Genomic DNA, 18,231 nt, shown 5'->3' on the forward strand with positions numbered 1-18,231 from the left:
TACCTCTTTCGTATAAACTTTTCCCGAAACGAGTCACGCCACCGTAGTCAAAGTGGAAACCCGCGGAAACAGAGAACCTGTTATGGCAACATGATAGAGCAGCTCCTGCGTCAGGCGCTGCTGCACATCCTGTACCGCATCCTGACCGAACAGATTATTCCATTCGTCGGGATCGTCTTTCAGGTTATACAGCTCGCCCTTCAGGCCGTTGAGCAGGCGATCCCGCTGCTTCAACTGCCCCGGCGCATACAGAATCAGCTTCCATTCATCGGTCCGCCACATCAGCGCCGGCGCACGCTCGATTCCTTCGCAGCCCGCACCATGATATTCGGCATAAGACCCTGCGTTCGACTGCTCCATCAAGTTGATCCCGGGATACACCAGAGGATGTTCCAGCCCCGCATTGCTCAAAAGAGTCGGCACCACATCCACCAGAGAAGCGGGAGCATCCGAAACCTCACCGCGCCGGGATTCCGGAATGACACTGCCGGAAAGGATCATAGGAACGCGCACGGCCCCGTCATAAAGATTATACTTGCTTGTTCGGAACAGCCGCTCGCCCATCATATCCCCGTGATCGGAACAGAAAACGATCAGGGAGTTTTCAAGGATTCCTTTGCTCTCGAGAGAGTCCAGAACCTTGCCGAACAGGTCATCGACAAACGAACAATAGGCCCAGTAGCGCAACGTTACCTCGCGCCGCTCTTTGGGCGTCATTTCTTTCCAGACCGGATACGTGGCGTCATATAAATCCTTGCGACAGGAAACTTCGGCATCGGGCCCGACATGCCCGTTCGGTTCCCGCTCCCGGACACCCCACGGCGGAATCGGAAAATCGGGGATCTCATCAATCGAATACAGCTCGGTATATTTTTGAGGCGGACGGATCGGTGCGTGCGGTTCATCCAGCGACAAATAGAGAAACAGCGGGCGCGAAGCATCGCGCCCGGTCTCAAGGAACGTCAGGCACTGGTTTGTCAGCCATCCCCCCATATGGTGTTCGGGAGCCACCTTGCTGTCCCAGCCGATAAACGACCACGGCCCGTCGGAGCCGCCGAACTGAACCGCCTCGGGATGCCTGCCCCTCTCGGCCTTTTGCTCCTCAAAGACGGCCCGGGCACCGGGCAGATTATCTTCAGCATAATAGACCGACCCGGGCTCCCGATGAACCCCGCCGTGCTCACAGGAACGCACCTCAAACCCCCGCGTCGTCGGGGCAAACCCGGCCGGTTTCATTCTGTCAGCCGGCAGCGGCTCATACCAATGGGTTTTCCCGAACCCGGCGGTCTGATATCCCGCCTGACGCAGAATTTCCGGCAGCGGGGCTGCCGGCAGCGACTCATCGTCGGGAATCATCTGGGCATTGCAGCGCACGCCGCTCTGGGCCGGGTAAAGGCCCAGCAGCATGCTGTAGCGGCTCGGCATGCACATCGGGACATTGCAAACCGCCTGCCGAAAATGCACGCCTGTTTTTGCCAGCCGGTCCAGATTCGGCGTATGAACCCGCGGATCACTGCACCCCAGCGCATCCCAGCGCTGCTGATCGGTCATCAGAAATATAATATTGGGATGCTCCTTTGAGGCCTGCGTCTGCGCCGGCAGCGCACCCAGCGCGCGCTGGATTCCGGCCCCGGCCACAGTTCCTCCTGAAAGGAGACAAAAATCACGCCGTTTCATAATACACCTTTATCTTTACTGATCCGGCTTAAGACAAACACAATTGAAACCTTATTCCGAACCGATTCGTGCCCGCAGAAACTGCTGCGGTTCCGAGCCAAGGGTAATCCGGTTGGTGACAGATTCAAACACACCGGCCTCCAGATCCCCGGTTTCGACCACAACGACTCCGAGGTTCGTACTCCATACCCCGGAGACCAGGTTTGTGGTCTGCTCCAGCGAATAAGTCAAACCGTGCGCTTCGGCATCGGTGCGCCGGGCATAGACATATTCCAGCAGGCTGGTTCCACTGTCCGAAATGATCGTAAAAGACGGCTGATAGCCGACATTACTGACGTCGGACGGATCCCCGCCGAAGCCGAACTCCGCCAGGTTGCTCAGTCCATCCCCATCCGCATCATCCGTCATGCCGGTTGCAATGCCGACCGAATAACCGGCAATCCATCCGGAATAAGAAGGATCCGAATACATTGAAAGAGCACCGAGTTCAAACAGGGCCACTTCGGCAGTCATATTGACACCGCTGTTTCCGCTCATTCCAAAACCGACGCCGACAATATCCGGGTTAATGGAATAAGTATATGTTGCTGCCGGACCGATGTTGAAACCATTAACCTTGTAGGATGCCACCCATTGATCTCCGGTTGTATCCAGCTCAATGGTGTATAAACAAAAATTGGTAACCGAGGAATATGAAGTACCGCTTTGCTGGGCACTACCAACCATTGCCCCGAGCCCCCCGTCCGACAAGATTCGAATCCACGGCGAATCCGTATTCTGGAACCAGTTCATCGTTGAGGAGGCTTTGTCTGCCGAGATAAAACCGATCGCGAACGGAATGGTCTGTCCGCTCTCCTGGGGATTCATACGGAGAAACGCAGAAAAGGTATATTTTTCTCCGGATTGCGGCACAAAATCAAGAAAACAGGAGCGTGCATTATTCACCGTGGAAGTGGTGCTGCCCTCTTCGGTAAAAACATAATTAACAGAACCGCTCCATGTTGTTGCCCCCGTTGTAACATCCGGCTCTGAACTGATAAAACCGCTGCCGGCAGAGCCCTCAAACCGTTCCCGAAAAACCGTCTCGGAAGGAACAAATTCGGAAAGTTCAAACGAAGCAATCTCCGCAGTCATATTGATACCACTGCCTCCGCTCATTCCGAACCCGACACCCTCAATAGAAGGATTAACAGTATACGTGTAGGTTGCCGTCGATCCAATGCCATATCCATTCACAGTATAGGAGGCAACCCATTGATCTCCGGTTGTATCCAGCTCAATCGTATAGGTATTAACGTTTGTCGCAGCAAGATAACCGGCTCCGCTCACCGTTGCCTTATCCGCCATCGCCCCAAGTCCTGTTGAAGCCACACGAATCCATGGCGAATCTGCATTCTGAAACCAATTCATCGTTGAAGAAGCATTGTTTGTTGAAATAAATCCGACCGCAAACGGAATCGTCTGGCCGCTCTCCTGGGGATTCATTCGCAGCGAAATGGACAACGTATATTTCCTGCCGGATTCCGGGATAAAATCCAGAAAAGAGGATCTCGTATTATTCACGGTCGAAGTGGTGGTGCCGATCCCCGTATAAACATAATTAACCGTCCCCCCCCACTTTTTGGCATCCGTCGTAATGTCCGGCTGAAAACTGACAAAATAGTCGCCGGCAGCTCCATTAAATGATTCCTGATAAACCACCCCGCCATTAGCAATCACAGCGAAAAAAACAACCAGGATCGCCAACACATACATTGCACGCTCTTTCATTTTCACTCCTTTTTTTGCATACAGCAACCGTTGCTGTCCAATAAATCTATCTAACCAACCCAAAATTGCAATATAATTTTCCAGTTAGGCACATAAAAAACAGCCCCCCGGGGCCCCCATGAAATGATCCGTATTTAACAACTCGTATTGCCTCCATGCCGGTTCGGTGCTACTTTTTCGGGCCGAAAAATTAAACCTCTTACAGCTTCTGATGAAAAATTCAGCGAAAACCAAACGAACAACCATTCAGGACATTGCCACCCTGTGCAATATCAACAAGGCAACCGTTTCCCGAATCCTGAACAATAAAACGGACCAGTTTCCAATTTCCGAAAAAACGATCAACAAAGTCAAAGAAGCAGCCCAACGACTCAACTACCGCCCCAATCGGCTGGCACAAGCCACCGGCAGCCAGCGGACCAATCTGATCGGTCTCTCTTTTTCGGGCTTCAACGGACTGGGCGAGACCGAAGCACTCTATGAGAGCCAGATGGTCAGCCGCTTTTTGGCACCGATCCTGTCCACCCCCCGATTCAGCAAATACGACCTCGTGGTCCACTCCAGAGATGAGCAGGTCGAAAAACCGCTGACAGAGTCTGAATTTAAGACCGACCTGTTCGACGGGCTGCTCTACCTGATGCCCTCCGAAACACACCTCGAATTCATCAATATCGCCTCGGAACAGTTTCCAATCGTCGTCATGGGGTACACCCCGAAAGCAGAGGAAACCGTTCCATGCATCGACATCAACAACCGCAAAGCCGCTCAGAAAGCAGTAACACACCTGATCGAAACCGGACGAAAATCCATCCTCTATCTCGGCTCAAAATACTCCAAACACATGCAGTTTCAAATCGACCGCCTCGATGGATATAAGGACGCCCTCCGGGCACACACCCTCCGTCCGGTCTCCAGACTCATTCATACAGTCACCTGTGATGAAACAAGCGTTACAGATTTTTTCCGCAACCTGCCGGACCTCGATAAAATTGACGGCCTGTTCTGCCCGGACGACGAACTGGCCGCCCACAGCATCAGCGCACTGAGCAAACTGGGCAAAAAAATCCCTGAAGACATCGCTGTCGTCGGCTTTAACAACGCCCCGGTTTCAACCCTGACGAACCCCTCACTGACCACCATCGACATTCCCGCCAAAAAGGTGGCCGAAGCGGGACTGAACCTGCTGCTGGACATCATCGAGAAGAAGGCGCCCTACCAGGCTGGATTTCACGAAATTGAAACCAAACTGATCGAGCGTCAGTCTACATAACCGCTTAACCAGTCAAACCCATTCAGCTGATTCTGCCGGAATCAGCCTCGTATTTTTCGCGCAGTTCATCCATCACCTGATGCGTAATCGGGTATTTTCGCAGCACAAAAAATGAACTGAACATGAGGATCGGACCGACAATAAAAGTCATCAGAGCCAACTTGTTGACCGTTTCAACGGCTTGGCTTTCCGCTCCGGAAACATAACCGACACTCTTCAGGATATACCCCGTCACAAACAGGCCGAGGGCAGCGGCCGCCTTGGTAAAGAAGGAAAAGCCGGCCGCATAGCGCCCTTCGGTCACTTCACCGGTTTTCAGTTTTTTCACCATCGAGAGGTCCGCAATCATCGAAGTCGCCGTCGGCACGAGAATCCCGCATCCGCCCCACCAGAGCATCTGCAGCAGCCCGAACACCACACAGGAAAGATGGAAGGGATTCCCTTTTGCATCTGCAAACAGCGGAACGGCCTGCGGCTGCATCACCTTGCCGGTAAAGATTCCCAGCAGCGCCAGACACCCGAAAGAGCTGATGATCATCGCCAGATAGCCGGTTTTCTTTTTATCCAGCCGACGCACCAGGCTCCCGAGCAGCAGCGAACCGAGCGCAAACCCGACCATGCCGCCGGTATGAACAAAGGTTTTTTCGAGATCCGAAAACCTCATGTATTCCACATACGTGAACATCTGAACCTGGGAAACCACCATCATGGCGAACTGTGCCAGTCCGAAGAAGATGAAAACCAGCCAGACCAGCCTGTCGCTGTACACATCCCGCAGGTCGTGAACAAACGCCTTTACATGACCTGAAAATGTACCGTCCTCTTCTTTAACCAGCCCCTTCTCCGCAAACCGATACGTAAAACACACGCAAAGCACAATCAGCAGCAGCGCACTGCCCGCCAGGATCCAGCCCATACTGATGAAGTTTTCATGAATTTTCGTGCCGTCAATGCGCGATCCGTCTGCCGCAACCCGGTCGCCAAAAAACAGCACCCACCCCAGTCCGCCGAAGAGAATGTTGATGATCATGTTAAAACAAAAGCGAACGCCCTGCAGCCGTGCCCGATCCTCGTCCCTCTTGCACATTTCAAACCCGAGCGCAGTAAACGGAACCACAAACACCGTAAAGGCGGTTTTCATCAGAATGTTGATCCCGAGCAGATATCCGAACAGCGCTTTCTCGCCGCGAAACGATTCCGGCACCATCCAGAGCAGCAGAAACGAAACCGCCAAAACCATCCCGCCAACAAGCATATACGGATGACGCCGGCCATAACGGGAAACCGTACGATCGGAAATCGTCCCCATCAGCGGATCGGTCACGGCATCCCAGACCGTGGCAATCGACAGCGCGAGCCCGGCCATTTCCGGGCTCATGCCCATAATCTGCGTATAAAACAGCATTCCGAAGTTCGAAACACCGTTCATTGCAATCGAAGACGCCCCCTCTCCGGACGCATAACTCCACAGATCTCTCGTTCTCAACCGCTTAAAAAAACCGCTCACGTCACCCCCCTGCAATTAAACCTTTAAACCTCACACAACCGAACCGCCCGGTTTTCAACCAGAAACTCATGCCGCCCGCCATCCACGCTTTCGACCGCATCCGGCAAAATCACCCGGGCCGGAACCGGCGTTTCAATCTTCAGCTTCCAACCATTGGAAACTTTTTTCCAGTGGCAGGAAACCCGGCCCTGAATGGAGTCGTACGCCGCCTTCACATAATCGAACTTTTCGGTCAAACAGGGCTCGAACACGATCCGCTCAAAACCGGGCGCGGCCGGACGGAATCCGGCCAATGATTCGAACATCCATTCACAAACCGCGCCGAAGGCGTAGTGATTGAACGAATTCATGCTCACATCGCCGAACCCGTCCTCCTTCGTCCAGCTGTTCCAGCGTTCCCAGATCGTTGTGGCACCGTTGTTCACTTCGAAAAGCCAGGACGGGGATCCTTCGTTGAGCAAAAGCTGCACCGCAAGATCACTGCGCCCCGCCTTGGTGAGTGCCGGGCAGAGATAGCCGGTTCCAACAAACCCGGTCGTCAGATAGCCCGCTGATTCTTCCAGGCATTGGAAAAGACAGTTCTTCGCCTGCTCCAGATCATCACCATCGAGCAGCTCCATGGCAATTGCCAGCGCACAGGCGGTCTGTGTTTTCACGGCAACTTGCGAACCCTGGAAAAATGCATCACGAAACAACTTCCGGCTTTTCTCGGCTTCGAAGGTAAAATGTATGTAATCATCATCTTCTTCGATTACAGCAGCCATCTCCTGCATCAGGCGGGCATCATAAGCACGGTACGCCAGACCGATCATCCGGGTCGGTGTTTCAGCGTCAATATTGAGCCAGTCACCATAGGATTCCGCATCCGGACCGTTGTGCCGATTATCGCCGGTGCAGATCAACTCCATGTATTTTTTCATCTGCGGCCACCATTTGCGGATCACGTCCGTGTCGCCGTAGGCCTGCCAGAGCACATGCGGGCAGATCACACCGGCATCCGCCCAGGCCGCGGACGCGTACCCTTTGCGCCCGAGGTACGGCGCATAGTCCGGATAGCCGCCGTCAGCAGCCTGCGCATCGTGAAGATCAACCAGCCACTTATCAAAAAACGGACGGATGTCCGCCAGATACGAAGCGGAGCGAATAAACATCTGTGTGTCGCCGGTCCAGCCCAGCCGCTCATCGCGCTGCGGACAATCCGTCGGAACATCCAGATAGTTTCCGCGGAAACCCCACTGTATGTTCCGGAACAACTGATTCACCTTCCCGTTTGAACATTCAAACGAAGCGGTTTCTTTCAAGCCGGACATCCACACCATTCCCGTAACCGTATCGATCGGCAGATCGTCCGGAAGCCCCTCGACCTGCACATACCGGAATCCGTGATACGTAAAGCGCGGCGTCCAGATTTCCTCGCCGCCGCCTTTGGCAATATACACATCCGTCGCCCGGGCAGCGCGCAGATTGTCCGTATAGACCGTCCCGTTTTCATTCAGCATTTCACCGAATCTGAGCGTAATCCGGGTTCCGGCCGGGGCCTGAACTTTAAGCTCGGCCACACCGACCATATTCTGCCCCATGTCAAACACGGAAATCCCCGCAGCCGGGCTGCTGACACTCTGCGCCCGAATTTCATCCACAGTTCTGATCGGCGTTCCGGGGAACGGTTCAATCGCCTCCGGCAACAACTCTTCGCCCGGAACCAGGCAGCGCGGCTCCTTCCAGCCGCTGTCATCAAATCCCGGCGCATCCCATCCCGCCTCGTCCCGGCGGGCATCGTAGACCTCGCCCATCAGAAGATCCGACTTCAAGACCGGCCCTTCGATCGCTCTCCAGTCTGCTCCGCTGACAAGGGTCTGCTCGGAACCGTCTTCGTATTCCAGCATCAGCACGCAGGAAAACCGGGCATCGTGTCCGTAATACCCTTTATCCCCAAAAGGACCGATATATCCGGCAAACCAACCGTCACCGAGAATCGCACCGAGCACATTTTCGCCTAAAACAATCCGTTCACGGACATCAAACGTCTGGTAATAAACCCGCTTGCGATAATCCGTCCACCCCGGCATCAAATGGGAATCCCCCAGCTTGTTTCCATTCAGACGCAGCTCAAAAACGCCCAGCGCCGTCCCGCAAAGCACCGCCTTTTGAATCGGCTTATCCACTCGAAATGATTTACGAAGCAACGGTGTCTCCGTTCCCTCCTGCATCCGAATCCAATCCGCGGGCCACTCACCCGGCCCATATGCAATATCCACAAAAATCCCCTATAAATAACACAACAACCGTTGCTGGTGTATTACAAAATAGAAAACCGATCAAGCTGCACGTTTAAAATAATGCGAATACCGGAAATGCAGACGGTTCGGTGCCTCTGCGCGAGATCTTATTCCAATGGTTGGAAACGCCCGGTCGGGGTCCGGGCCGACAAAACTTTTCCCTGCCGCCATCGGCGGTTCCTCTGTGGTGAAAAGTCAACCATCGCACCGTCTCGGTGCATTTTCCAATGGCTGAAAAATGCAAGCGGGACGCATGCTTCTCCAACATAACGGGTCAAGGCTCAGCCTTGTTATTCATACTTGCCGGACAGCCAGAGCGGATCGACGTTCTGGCTGTCCCATTCCTGCCAGCGCAGCCGCAGGTTTTGCACGCGCTCGGGAAATGTTTCGGCCAGATTGTTCTTTTCGCCAATATCGTTTTTCAGGTTGTAGAGCTGAACCGGATGTCCCTTGCGAAACAGCAGTTTCCAGTCGCCCTGCCGAATGGTGCGGTACGACCCGCGCCGCCAGCAAAGCGTCTCGTGCGGAACGCCGGCGTTATTTCCGGTGATGTACGGAATCAGGTCCACTCCTTCGAGTTTCCACGCCGGATCCATTTTCACTCCGACAGCAGTCAGCGCGGTCGGCAGCACATCGAGTGTGCTGACCTGCTTTTCATAAATCCGGCCGGCGGGAATTTTTCCTTTCCACTGCATCATGTAGGGAACGCGCAGCCCGCCTTCAAACTGGGTGATTTTGATGCCGCGCAGCGGTCCGTTCACCGATGTGTTGCTCGGCGTCGGCCCGCCGTTGTCGGAGATCAGGAAAATCAGCGTGTCCTCTTCCATGTTCAGTTCGCGCAAAAGCTTCAGCGTTTTGCCGACCTCTTCGTCGAGTGCTTTCATCATGCCGGCAAAAATGCGGCGCTTCGGATCTTTAATCTCTGGAAATGCCTCCGCATATCCCGGCGGGGCCTCATCGACCGGCGCGTGCTGGTTGTAGAAAGCCAGATACAGAAACCACGGATTGTTTTTGTTGCGGCTGATGAAATCGCGCGCCCGCTCGCCGTAGGCAAAGGTGCTGAAATAGCCGTCTTGCTTTACATGCCGCGGCTGCGGGTTTTCTTCCAGCGAATCGAGAATTTCCGGGGTCGTGTAAGAACGGGAGTTTTCGAGGTTGCCGTAGTATTCGTCGAAGCCGCGCTTCATCGGCCAGAACTCCGGCTTGTATCCCAAATGCCATTTGCCGACCATCCCCGTGGCATAGCCGGCCTCTTTCATATAATTCGCCATGATTTTTTCCGAAAGCGGCAGCCCGTACTCTTTCCATTGCGGCCCCCACGGCGGATTGGTTTCGTGGCCGACGCGGCAGCCGTGCCGCCCCAGCATCAGCCCGGCCCGACTCGGACAGCAGAGCGAATCGGTCACATAGCCCTGCGTAAACCGGACGCCGTTTGCTGCGATGGAATCGATGTTCGGCGTCGGGATCTGCGGATTGCCCTGACAGCCGAATTCGCCGTAGCCGACATCATCCACATAAATCAGCAGGACATTCGGGGAACGTGACGTTCCATCCACTAAAGTTTTGCTAGAGACTGCAACGCTCCCCCCCGCGACCATCATCAAACAAACCAGCAAATAACGCTTCACCACACAGCCCCCATCAATGCCAACGTTTGTACACAACTGCCCGCAACCTGTCAACGGCGGGATGACACGAAAGAGATTTCAACCACGGATTTATCAAGCCGCAGGCGTTACCGATCATGAGGATGCACAGATTATTTCCAGCTTCCCGGCCACGGGTCGGGTGTTTGCACCTCGACTGATTGCGGCACTGGGAACCGACCGGGAGCGGTTTGGTTCTGCTCTGGATCTGGAGAACTACTCCGGCATGGCGCCGGTCACCGAGCGCAGTGGAAAGAGCGAATGGATACACCGGCGATGGAAGTGTTCGAACTTTATTCGTCAGAGTTTTCATGAATGGGCTGGCGAAACCACAAAGCATTCCATCTGGGCACGTGCGTTTTATATCCAGGCGCGCGAAAGGGGAATGGGACATCATCAGGCAGTTCGCGCCTTGGCATACAAGTGGATACGCATCCTCTATAAATGCTGGAAAGAGCGGGTTCCGTACGACGAACTGCATTACCTCAGCGTCCTTAAAAAACGCGGGTCGAATTTATGGAAGATTATTGCAGAACACCCCGATGCTATAAGGCTCAACGGGCCGATTGAAAGTCAGTTTTTATGTTGACGGACATCCTCAGATGGCTGGTTAGGCTCGATTTATTTTGGTTGTTAAAAATTCACTTATTTTCGTTTTACTAATTTTATCAGGAATCAAAATCGATGTGTGGCGACCATCTTCCGTTGATATCGTCAGTTGATTGAGTGATCGGGTAGAATCTTCGAATTGACCGAATGAGAACTCTTGAATATCTCTGTAGGCGATCTTGACCAATGGGGTTGTGTTGGTGATGTGAAGGCTCTTTACCCCGAAGAGAACTTCTCTTGCTCCCAAAAATTTCACCTTACTGATTAGGAACAAAACTATGAGCCCGAAAAGGCTACAATAAAGACCGGCCTGCAAACCTTCAGTGACTGACTTGCCTCCCATTTTCGCCCATAAGGACCACCCAATAATGTTCGCTGGGATGATGAGCATCATTGCAAACAGGAACCAATGCTTAGGAAGCTTGCTCTTCGTGATCTCAGGGATTGGTTCAAACCATCTCATATTATTTTTTCATGCCTAACGATTCGCATCACTCTGAGCCGGCGGAGCCAGCGATAGAGTGCGTGCGCTTGATACTCATCTAAGCCCTTCAGAAAGGGCTGTGTATTTCTTATTCTAAAATTAGGTGCCCCCTGGTGCTCAAGCTTCCCGGCACGATCATCAGGAGGCGTCTCACTTAACAAGAAAGGAGACTTGGATGAAGTATTACACAACGACGACGGAATACAACTGCGGAATCGATCTGCACACACGTCAGATGTACATCTGCGTGATGAATCGTGCAGGCGAGGTGCTGGTGCACCGCAACATCAGGGATAACGATTTCGGCTTCTTTTTAAAGCTGGTCGAACCATACCGGAAGGATCTAACCGTAACGTGCGAGAGCTGTTTCGTCTGCTTCTGGCTGGCAGACGCCTGCGAGGATGCAGGCATCAAGTTCGTGCTGGCTCATGCGTATTACGTAAAATCGATTGCGGCCAACAAGCATAAGAACGACAAGGAGGATGCTCGGGAGCTGGCCGAGTGCCTGCGCACGAACCGGATCCCTCCTGCGTATGTCTGTCCCCGCGAACTGCGACCTGTTCGCAACCTGCTTCGGCGTCGCACAAAGTATGTGCGTAACCGCGCAGTTCTGACAGGGCATTCAGCGCGAGAAGTGATGGCGGCAGGGAACCGCCCCCTGAACATTCAGGCGAACTCCAAAGAACGCTGGCGCGAAGGTGTGCGCAGCAGTTTTGAGGCTCCACTCGACAGTTTTACCGCTGAGGCAGAGCTCTACATGATTGAAAGCTATGACCGGATTATCATGCAGATGGAGCAGCGGATCGAAAAGTATGCGCGGGATTTTCAGCCGCAAGACTACCGGCTGCTCAGAACCGTTCCAGGCATTGGAAAAATCCTGGCGCTGACCATCCTGTACGAAACAATCGACATCAAACGGTTCCCGTCGGACAAGGACTTCGTGAGCTACTGCCGGCTGGTGGCCGGCACCAACGAAAGCGGCGGCAAGGACTTTGGAGGCAAAGGCCGCAAGATGGGCAACCCGTATCTCAAATGGGCGTTTATGCAGGCGGCAGTTCTCGGTAAACGGGCCGATAAAAAACTCAATGCCTATTATGAAAAGCTGGCCCGACAGAAAGGCAAACATATTGCCAATGCTGTGCTGGCCACCAAGATCGCCCGCGCTGTGTATTTTATGTTGAAACAGAAAACCGGATTTTCACCGGAGATGATGATGAGAGGACGACGATGATTTTTTGAGGAGACGGCGGGTACCCGAACGCCTAACTGGGACACAAGTGGCCTCCTGCAAACACGACGTAATAAACTGGGGCAACCCGAATCCGTCGTGATGGGAATCTGGCCTGATCCCTCCGCGCTTGATTGGTCCCGCCATCTCCGGTTTTTAAAACCTGATTTGAATGAGGAGCCGACCCTGCTGCAGGCCCGACACCAACTGGAATCTGTCTTTATGACGGACAACCGCTTCGCTCTTGAATGGGAAGTATGCAGGGACAGCCGACCAACGGGAGACAGGCTTTCGCTCGCGAAAGCAGTGACCGAAGGGAACGGCAAACCGAATGATTTTCTGGGACGTCCGGAATGCTTGCGAGCACCGGACAGCCGCCGCCCGCTGCAAAGCGGGAATCCCGGCCGACTGAGCCCGCACGGTTGTTTGAGCGGTGCCTGTCACCGACTCGCACTTGAAGAGAAAACGGCCTGAGTTTGATTGGGGAGAAGGACTGATCGATAGCGAAAGTTGCAAAACATAAAAACGATCAGATGGGGGATTTTTGTGCTTTACTCAGAAGGGCTTAATGGTGGTTCGCATTGATTTTTAAAGATTCGATAATGCAATTGATATCACTTTGCCCGATGTCTATTTCAGATGTTTCCGTTTTTACTATAACAAGTTCCACCGCCTCATTTGGGGAGGTAAAGCATATTAACGTTATGCAACGATCTGTGGTGGGATCTCCAAGTTGAAAACCAGTTCGTCCATCGATGTTGTACTCAAAGTAGGTGCTTCCTGTTGAAAGGACTGACGATTTTAGCAGTAACAGACATGAATTCTGAAGAGTCGTTTCTGTTGGCTTAAATGCGGAAATCTGATCTGGCGATGAGTTTAGGCAGTTCTTCAAGAACGAATATTTTGATTCAGTGTATGGATCTTTATTAAATAATTCTCCTCCCCCCGTCTGGAGGCTATCCACACCCATGAGTGATGATGATTCTGCCCAAACAATGATACGTACTCCATTTGAGAATGAGTAAACGGTCATGTTTGTAGAGGTGCTCATTATTTCGGGTGGAAACTCCCAGGGAGTAGATAGCATGCACGTAGAGTTCGTAAGCGATGATTTAACTGGGCTAGGTTCTGACCAGCGTAACGGTTGGGGGATAAGATATAACTCAGGCGCTTCTGCTTTAGGAAATATAGATTTTAAGTCATAAACCCAAGCCATCCTACTAAAAAACCAGATGGCCAGAACACTTAGTAACGCGAGAGGTGCTACAGTGAATAATAAGTGTTTTTTCTTCATAATATTTTACTGCGAACGACAAACATCACTTTGAACCGCCGGAGGCGGTAATAGAGTGGGTGTTCTGGTTCGCTAGTGGGTTTGCATTTTTTATAATGTCATGAGCCTTCTTTATGGCATCTGACGAGTCGGATATCAGCAGTTGCCCAAACCAGTCGCTAGTTCCATCATTCAGGTCAAAAAAATAGGTTTTGATTTTTCTTCCAGTGGAACTGTGATCAATGATGAATTCCGTTTCAATCCCTTTAAAAAACCCAAGAGTTACATCCGTTTGGTTTTTTTGAAAGCTGGAGGTGGGCGGAAGGTCCTGCATTCCCTCTTCGAAATCACTGGCCATCTTGTCATATATGAACTTCATATTATCTGGATTAACGGTAAACAACAGGCACACATCGTTTGTATTTGGCCCCCACTTGAAGGAATAGAGATCCATGTGACCAGAAGATTCCGCGGTGACGTCTAAAGGAATATTGAATGAGTATGTTTTCCCGGTAATATTGGTGGTTGCGCTTTCTAATTCCTGAACCACAGGTGTCGTTTTCGGTGCTCCAAGAACCTCTTTCGAAGGCATGGTTTTACATCCAACCAGAAGAATCAAAAAAATGAGGGCTAATCCTTTATTCATAATTATCCTTTGTTAGCGAACGTTACCAAGCAGCGGCGGCGGTTAGCCGTACGCTGACTTGGCTTGTTATGCGGGTCCAATTCTTGTTTCTACTTCGGAAATCTCGTCCCGGGCTTCTGAGCTACGCTCTCTCCAAAAGGTAGTAAAGGCATCATCGTTGATGTCATCGAGTGCGTTGTCGAGATAGGTCAAAAATTCCTTTGTTCGTGAAACTCGTTCATGGATTGATGTAGTGTCTGCCATACACGCGCGCACTTCCTGTTTAATAATCGGGGTATCAAGAGTCATGGCGTCGAGATATTGAAACACTCGGCATAAGTAGTGCAAATGGAATGCACCAAGGCTCGTTAGGCGAAATCTCCTGCGATCACGAACTTCATCAGCAGAGAGGATTTCGGGTGTTATAAGTTGCTTAGCCCCAAGGCGCTGAAGTACCTGTTCACAAGCTTGCAAGGAAAACCCGACACCACTGAGATAGGAGGTAAGGTCACTCCGTGCAGTGAAACCTCTGGACGGACCGTCCTCAGAGTTTCGAGAGAGAAAGTGAAGGACGCAAAGTGCCAGAAAATGCTCGGCTTGTTGCGCATGAATAACATCAAAAAGATTTATGAAAGGAGATTCAATTCCGTAGTAGTGCTTATATTCCCCGTATAACAAGGCTTTTACTCCTTCAAAATCAGGTATGGTGTAGTTCCCATCCGTTTGAATTATACCGAGAATTTTTTTTGTATCTAGATGGCCGCTACACAGCACTGATCGAGCAAAATCAAGCATTCGGCGGATGTTCCCATTTGATACCGCCTCAAGAACCGGAATAATTCCATGCCGTCTTCGAGCTGCAAATTCACATGATCCAAGCAATGCCGCAACATCTGGAAGTTTCACGCGAATATTTGGATTGTATCCATCTACAGTACCCGATGTTAGCCTCTCGCCACTTGCAATGGATTTTGCATAGGCGAAGCGTCGTTTAAGCACAAGGGCTAGATCAGGGTGAGCAACCGTAAAAGCAGTCGGAGCAATCGCATCGAGGACTCCTCCCTCCCGAGAGCGATGAAAGGTTTCGGGGCGTAAACATACAAAAGTAAGACTGGCCCAGTCACGCGCCATTGCTGATGCCCTCAGGAAAGCTTGTTCCTGGATCTCGGTCTCGCGGCGATCCAAATTATCCACAAAAATAGCGACAGAGCAGTTGCGTCCCTTTTTCAAGTGATGGAAAACGCGTGTGAGATACGCATGTCGATCCTCGAGAATTTTATCAATCTCATCTAATTCGTATTCCTTGTAGCGCTCTGTATTCTCACAGATCGCTTTGCCTCGAGGCGTGTTCTTGAGGCGCTTTAATTCAAAATGAAGTACCCCGCGGACAAATCGATCCTCACGAATATCTATTTTATATAATTCAAGAAGCTGCCTCTCAATTTCATCATAGACATATGTTGGTATTTGTGACGAATCATCTGGGCGGTCGATGAAATTAACATCTAATTGAATGAACCCAGTAAGGAGCTCGCTTGCAGCCACATGACGTAAATATTTTAAGAAGGAAGTTTTTCCTCTGCCAACTTGCCCCAAAATTACAAATGGTTTCTCTGTCGGAAGGTGAGCCAATTGCTGCGGAAGATTGTCAATGCTTTTAATATCATGCTGTGTGAGTATGGCGTCTTCGGCTGTTCTCTTTGCGATCAACTCTTTGACAAGTGCTATAGTGTCCTTGTGGTTCTCCGGGCTCACATAGCAATTGTTAACGAAGTCCGATGATCCTTCATCTTGCGACATAACCTGCCAAACATAATCAAGCACGTATGATAACTCATTTTGAAAAATATTTCTTTCTGCAGGCTGAGGGTGACCGGGAATTCGAGCGGATGCCTTTGAAGGGGCAGGTTTCAGTAGGATATCAAGGAGTGCTCCGTGGATTTCATGGCGAGTTAGATGGGATTTCGAGAAACACTGACAAAACAAACGAAATCGTTCCTTTATAGCATCAAACGATTCAAAAATATAGACAAGGCGGTCCAGAAGAGCCTTGCCGTCAACATAGGTCAACGTTAGCAACCATTGCCGTCCATTAGTAATGGCTACATAGTGAGCTCCAAGGGTCGCAGCATAGCCTATAGCCTGTTGTAATGCATCGGCAGCTTCTTTCGATTCAGATGCAATAAATCCAAATGAGTACGGCCTATTTTCGAGAGTATCAGTCTCTAAGGCAAAAGTCTTACCGATACGCTTTGCTTCTATAACAAGAAGGGGTTGCCCCTCGGCGATGCATACGTAGTCGGCATATCCTTCAGCACGACAGTAGCGTTCAGGCTCTACGTCCTCCTTCTCCCAGTCAAGTATGTCAAAGAGAATGGTGTCTATTGCCCGTAAACGAGTAGCTGCTTCGTTCGCATTTTCCGACAGGCGTTTTAGCTCAGGCATCGTTTTTGTAAATGCGGAGTACGCTACATCTGTTCTGCTATCTGTCATATTTTTTCCTGCATAGACCTTATGGTTGAAGCGAGAGCTTCGGCCTTTTGTTTTTAAACTGGTGGCGTACTCCATGGGATGATGTCTCGTGGGCTGCCCCGGACGGGCCGGGGCCTATCCAACATTGAACGAACAATGCATTCAAACCAAAGGAGTACGCCATGAAGCGAGTATACATAGGAATCGACGCACACAAAGCTGAAAGCAAAGCGATAAATAATTTTCGAAGAAAATAGTTCCCAAAGGGAACGGTTCATCAAATGTTCTTGCGTTAGCCTTTTCAGGGACGGAAGCGCCGGAGATGTACGGAAAGACGACGGCTGATTTGAAAGCGTTTGAGGCAGTGCTGCGCCGCATCATGAAAAAGTATGAGCTGGCGAAGGAAGATATGGCGTTGTGCTACGAGGCGGGACCGACTGGTTTTGTGCTGGCGAGACGACTGATTAAGTTGGGCTTTGAATGCATCGTGATCGCACCCTCAAAGATCCCGACACAGTCCGGCGATCGGGTGAAGACGGACCGGCGCGACGCCCGCAAGCTCGCCCGGCTCTATCGTGCCGGTGAGCTCGAAGGCATTCATATTCCTTCCGTCGAAGATGAGGTGATCCGCGATGTGTGCCGGGGGCGTACCGATGCAGTCAACTCCATGGCGTGTACCAAAAAGCAGCTGCTCTCCTTTTTGCTTCGGAATGGATACCGCTACAAAGGGAAAGCTCATTGGGGCGAGCCGCACATGCGTTACCTGCGGGAACTTGTACTGGCCGATCCAGCGCAAAAAGTGGTTCTGGAAGAATATCTTCAACGGATCGATTTTGCAGTCAAACAGGTCGAACGCATTGACGGGCAGATGGAAGCCCTTTTACAGACCTGGTCTCGCAAGCCACTGGTCGAAGCTCTAATGGGGTTCAAGGGTTTTAAACGAACAGCGGCGATGGTGATCGTCAGCGAAATCGGACACTTTGGTCGATTCGAACATCCCAAACAGCTAATGGCCTATCTCGGGCTGGTTCCATCGGAGGACTCCTCCGGTGGCCGAAGACGACAGGGCTCCATTACCAAGTGCGGCAACTCTCACGCGCGTTGGATGCTGGTTGAATCAGCCGAGCATTATCGAAAGCCGCCCAAAATAGCCAAAGGACTCTCCGTGCGTCAGGAAGGGCTTTCTCGGGAGGTGAAAATCATCAGCTGGCATGCCCAGAATCGATTAAACAAACGCTGGAATAAACTGATCTTCCGGGGAATGCACCCGAACAAAATCCGGGTTGCCGTTGCCCGTGAACTCTCCTCATATATTTGGGATCTGGCGAAGATCGTCGGATAAAACTTTTTCCAGAATCGAACCCGGGGGTACGGAAACGAGAGTTGCAGAG

At 51.7% G+C, this 18,231-nt stretch carries 14 protein-coding genes; 5 read left to right on the forward strand and 9 right to left on the reverse strand.

What is annotated here, in order from left to right; translation table 11 throughout:
* Positions 1-33: 33 nt before the first annotated feature.
* A complete protein-coding gene (locus GT409_RS04395; RefSeq protein ID WP_160627313.1) occupies positions 34-1,677 on the reverse strand; it encodes a sulfatase family protein in 1,644 nt (547 codons plus the stop codon).
* A 51-nt stretch (positions 1,678-1,728) separates the two neighbouring features.
* The gene (locus GT409_RS04400) at positions 1,729-3,447 is read right to left on the reverse strand and encodes a hypothetical protein (protein WP_160627315.1); all 1,719 of its coding nucleotides are present in this window, start codon (positions 3,445-3,447) and stop codon (positions 1,729-1,731) included.
* 211 nt (positions 3,448-3,658) lie between these two features.
* Here GT409_RS04400 and GT409_RS04405 point away from each other — a divergent pair, with 211 nt between their 5' ends.
* A complete protein-coding gene (locus GT409_RS04405) occupies positions 3,659-4,717 on the forward strand; it encodes a LacI family DNA-binding transcriptional regulator (protein ID WP_160627317.1) in 1,059 nt (352 codons plus the stop codon).
* 22 nt (positions 4,718-4,739) lie between these two features.
* Here GT409_RS04405 and GT409_RS04410 read toward each other — a convergent pair whose 3' ends face one another.
* The 3 genes from GT409_RS04410 to GT409_RS04420 form a co-directional block, all read right to left on the reverse strand.
* On the reverse strand, positions 4,740-6,224 hold the full coding sequence (locus GT409_RS04410) for an MFS transporter (protein WP_160627319.1): 1,485 nt from the start codon (positions 6,222-6,224) through the stop codon (positions 4,740-4,742).
* Between the two features lie 23 nt (positions 6,225-6,247).
* Entirely contained in the window at positions 6,248-8,482 is a 2,235-nt protein-coding gene (locus GT409_RS04415) for an alpha-L-rhamnosidase (RefSeq protein WP_160627321.1), read from the reverse strand.
* Positions 8,483-8,793: 311 nt separating this feature from the next.
* Positions 8,794-10,059, reverse strand: coding sequence for a sulfatase-like hydrolase/transferase (locus GT409_RS04420; protein WP_160627322.1), 1,266 nt, complete (start codon positions 10,057-10,059; stop codon positions 8,794-8,796).
* Between the two features lie 133 nt (positions 10,060-10,192).
* Between GT409_RS04420 and GT409_RS04425 the strand changes: the two genes are divergently transcribed.
* Positions 10,193-10,738 (forward strand): transposase, encoded by a 546-nt coding sequence (locus GT409_RS04425; RefSeq protein ID WP_160627323.1) that lies wholly within the window; start codon positions 10,193-10,195, stop codon positions 10,736-10,738.
* Between the two features lie 21 nt (positions 10,739-10,759).
* Here the strand turns inward: GT409_RS04425 and GT409_RS04430 are convergent, their stop codons facing one another.
* Positions 10,760-11,221 carry a hypothetical protein gene (locus GT409_RS04430; protein WP_160627325.1) on the reverse strand — a complete coding sequence of 154 codons (462 nt, stop codon included), beginning with the start codon at positions 11,219-11,221 and terminating at the stop codon, positions 10,760-10,762.
* Between the two features lie 196 nt (positions 11,222-11,417).
* On the opposite strand from GT409_RS04430, the gene GT409_RS04435 reads away from it, so the two are divergent.
* Positions 11,418-12,473 (forward strand): IS110 family RNA-guided transposase, encoded by a 1,056-nt coding sequence (locus GT409_RS04435; RefSeq protein ID WP_160627327.1) that lies wholly within the window; start codon positions 11,418-11,420, stop codon positions 12,471-12,473.
* Positions 12,474-12,572: 99 nt separating this feature from the next.
* A complete protein-coding gene (locus GT409_RS04440; protein WP_160627328.1) occupies positions 12,573-12,944 on the forward strand; it encodes a hypothetical protein in 372 nt (123 codons plus the stop codon).
* 91 nt (positions 12,945-13,035) lie between these two features.
* On the opposite strand, the gene GT409_RS04445 is transcribed toward GT409_RS04440, so the two are convergent.
* The 3 genes from GT409_RS04445 to GT409_RS04455 form a co-directional block, all read right to left on the reverse strand.
* On the reverse strand, positions 13,036-13,764 hold the full coding sequence (locus GT409_RS04445; protein WP_160627331.1) for a hypothetical protein: 729 nt from the start codon (positions 13,762-13,764) through the stop codon (positions 13,036-13,038).
* Positions 13,765-13,789: 25 nt separating this feature from the next.
* A complete protein-coding gene (locus tag GT409_RS04450; protein ID WP_160627333.1) occupies positions 13,790-14,389 on the reverse strand; it encodes a hypothetical protein in 600 nt (199 codons plus the stop codon).
* Between the two features lie 66 nt (positions 14,390-14,455).
* Positions 14,456-16,936 (reverse strand): hypothetical protein, encoded by a 2,481-nt coding sequence (locus GT409_RS04455; protein WP_160627335.1) that lies wholly within the window; start codon positions 16,934-16,936, stop codon positions 14,456-14,458.
* A gap of 226 nt (positions 16,937-17,162) precedes the next feature.
* Between GT409_RS04455 and GT409_RS04460 the strand changes: the two genes are divergently transcribed.
* Positions 17,163-18,182 (forward strand): IS110 family RNA-guided transposase, encoded by a 1,020-nt coding sequence (locus tag GT409_RS04460; protein WP_160627337.1) that lies wholly within the window; start codon positions 17,163-17,165, stop codon positions 18,180-18,182.
* Positions 18,183-18,231 lie beyond the last annotated feature (49 nt).

Origin of the sequence: Tichowtungia aerotolerans, from assembly GCF_009905215.1 — a bacterium.
Lineage (GTDB): Bacteria > Verrucomicrobiota > Kiritimatiellia > Kiritimatiellales > Tichowtungiaceae > Tichowtungia > Tichowtungia aerotolerans.

What these genes read in the sequence shown, in the direction of transcription:
- GT409_RS04395 (WP_160627313.1), bottom strand. Translation starts at nt 1,677, where the DNA reads ATGAAACGGCGTGATTTTTGTCTCCTTTCAGGAGGAACTGTGGCCGGG.
- GT409_RS04400 (WP_160627315.1), bottom strand. Translation starts at nt 3,447, where the DNA reads ATGAAAGAGCGTGCAATGTATGTGTTGGCGATCCTGGTTGTTTTTTTC.
- GT409_RS04405 (WP_160627317.1), top strand. Translation starts at nt 3,659, where the DNA reads ATGAAAAATTCAGCGAAAACCAAACGAACAACCATTCAGGACATTGCC.
- GT409_RS04425 (WP_160627323.1), top strand. Translation starts at nt 10,193, where the DNA reads ATGACACGAAAGAGATTTCAACCACGGATTTATCAAGCCGCAGGCGTT.
- GT409_RS04430 (WP_160627325.1), bottom strand. Translation starts at nt 11,221, where the DNA reads ATGAGATGGTTTGAACCAATCCCTGAGATCACGAAGAGCAAGCTTCCT.
- GT409_RS04435 (WP_160627327.1), top strand. Translation starts at nt 11,418, where the DNA reads ATGAAGTATTACACAACGACGACGGAATACAACTGCGGAATCGATCTG.
- GT409_RS04440 (WP_160627328.1), top strand. Translation starts at nt 12,573, where the DNA reads ATGGGAATCTGGCCTGATCCCTCCGCGCTTGATTGGTCCCGCCATCTC.
- GT409_RS04445 (WP_160627331.1), bottom strand. Translation starts at nt 13,764, where the DNA reads ATGAAGAAAAAACACTTATTATTCACTGTAGCACCTCTCGCGTTACTA.
- GT409_RS04450 (WP_160627333.1), bottom strand. Translation starts at nt 14,389, where the DNA reads ATGAATAAAGGATTAGCCCTCATTTTTTTGATTCTTCTGGTTGGATGT.
- GT409_RS04455 (WP_160627335.1), bottom strand. Translation starts at nt 16,936, where the DNA reads ATGGAGTACGCCACCAGTTTAAAAACAAAAGGCCGAAGCTCTCGCTTC.
- GT409_RS04460 (WP_160627337.1), top strand. Translation starts at nt 17,163, where the DNA reads ATGTACGGAAAGACGACGGCTGATTTGAAAGCGTTTGAGGCAGTGCTG.